Below are 1,861 nucleotides of genomic sequence, written 5' to 3'. Positions count from 1 at the left end.
CTATTGAAGAATTTAACAATCAAATTAATTACAAAAATGTAGCTTAACTTAATGTGCAGTTTTTATTTGCATATCCATCCTGTAAAATTTACGTGATGGAAATTACTCTTGTTATCATATTCATCGTTATGAATTAAATCAGTATCTAATATTTTATTGGTAGAAATATATTCCTTTAAAATTTTAAATTCATCACCATACTCTTCAATAAACTTGCTTAATGTACCTAAATTGATCGCTAGTATGATTTTATCTTTTGAAGCACCTATTTTATCATCTTTAAATCCCTGCAATAATTTATATAATGTTTCGTTCGAAGATTCATTGGGATTGTGAGATTCTGTTGCGTCATTGTGGATTGTAAATTGGCTGATGATACTTTTCAGCTCATCATGCAAATGAGAGAGTATATGAGATTTACCATCACCAACATTACCACAAACAAGCAATAATTGTGCTTTATCACTCTCACTTGCTTTACTAATAATATTTTTTAATTTCTTCTCTACATCTCTTTCTATATGCAAATACTTTTTAAATCCGTTTAAATTTGAAGATGTACCCTGCGCAACAGCATACTTCGATGACTCTCTTAGTTTTTTTAACTCTTCAAGTAATGGGTTTGTAGTCATTCTGCAATGTTGTTTTTAAATTTGATTTAAAAGTTCAGAGATTGTAATATTGAAAGCTTTCGCAATTTTTTCAACTACCATCAAGGAAACATTTCTTTTTCCAGCTTCAATACCTGGAATATAAGTTCTATCTAAATCAGAAATCTCTGCTAACTTTTCTTGTGAATAACCCTTGGCTAATCTCAATTCTTTAACACGTTGTCCAAATTTAACTTTAATATCTTCCATATCACGAAGGTGTGGTTTAGTAGACGATTGTACAATAGACGACTGTCTACTTCTACTGTTATTTAAAGTTTATGGGGTATTTTTATGAAATAGATTCTTACAAGTATATATTCTTGATGTTTATCAAAACATGCAACGAAATCTTCTAAAAACAAAATTTCTTTACCAAACTTACAATCCCCACTTGCGATAGTTTGTAACGAGTGCCTACTTTCCTTATAAAACAAGTATTAGCATTTGCAAATCGGGTCAGTAAACAGGATACGTTCGTGCGGAATTGCATTCTGTTTCCAATCCAATTAATATACAATAACGATCTCTTCAGACTTGCCATTGGAGAGTGTATTTTTTCTTTGCAAAAACAAAACACAAAAAATCCGTTCATAACTATTTTGAATCATTTAACACCAAATAGAATTGGACTTGTGTAATTTTGTAAAACAGAAAAAAATAGACACTATAGTCATGAATGAAGAAGCAAAAATTATCAGTAAACATAATTTAGACGTATCCAGCTTAGATAAACTGGCCAATGATATTGCTACTAGGCTCAACAGCAATGTTGAATATGGAGAGTACAGTAAAGGAGAAAACGGTCATAATTTTATTGCTTTAGGAACAATTACCAAAAACGAAAGCGGCATTTTTAGTACTTTATACAATTTGCAAAACGACAGCAATTCTAATTATGACTTTGTGCTGGAGTTGGGTGAAGAAGCCAAACTCATTTACAAAGACATGATTTCGGTTATTCCAGAATAGGAAGAACAACTTGATAAAGTTCTCAAAAGAGGTTTTATATACTTATTTCAAGCTATCCTAAACTGTAGCGGTATCTTTTTAAACAGTAACACTTCTTTCGGATGAATATAAAGCCACTTTTTGTCATTACTTTATTATCATAACAAATAAGAAATAAAAAATAAATGTTTGCTATTTAAAACATAAAGGCTATTTTTGTTCAGAATAACAAACATTTTAAAAAATGGCAACGAAAAAAC

Annotated in this window: 3 protein-coding genes; 1 reads left to right on the top strand and 2 read right to left on the bottom strand. The window is 30.0% G+C overall.

Features of this window, described 5'->3' with window-relative positions:
- Positions 1-62: 62 nt before the first annotated feature.
- Both dptF and EKL96_RS14145 read right to left on the bottom strand, forming a co-directional pair.
- Positions 63-632, bottom strand: a complete 570-nt coding sequence (dptF, locus tag EKL96_RS14150) for a DNA phosphorothioation-dependent restriction protein DptF (RefSeq protein WP_126463484.1) — start codon at positions 630-632, stop codon at positions 63-65.
- Between the two features lie 15 nt (positions 633-647).
- On the bottom strand, positions 648-860 hold the full coding sequence (locus EKL96_RS14145; protein ID WP_126463482.1) for a helix-turn-helix domain-containing protein: 213 nt from the start codon (positions 858-860) through the stop codon (positions 648-650).
- Positions 861-1,325: 465 nt separating this feature from the next.
- On the opposite strand from EKL96_RS14145, the gene EKL96_RS14140 reads away from it, so the two are divergent.
- Positions 1,326-1,622, top strand: a complete 297-nt coding sequence (locus tag EKL96_RS14140) for a hypothetical protein (protein WP_126463480.1) — start codon at positions 1,326-1,328, stop codon at positions 1,620-1,622.
- The last annotated feature ends 239 nt before the right edge of the window (positions 1,623-1,861 follow it).

The organism is Flavobacterium sp. LS1R10 (assembly GCF_003968825.1).
Classification (GTDB): domain Bacteria; phylum Bacteroidota; class Bacteroidia; order Flavobacteriales; family Flavobacteriaceae; genus Flavobacterium.
The sequence above is the reverse complement of the archived record's forward strand: the minus strand, read 5'-3'. Positions and strand labels throughout refer to the sequence as shown.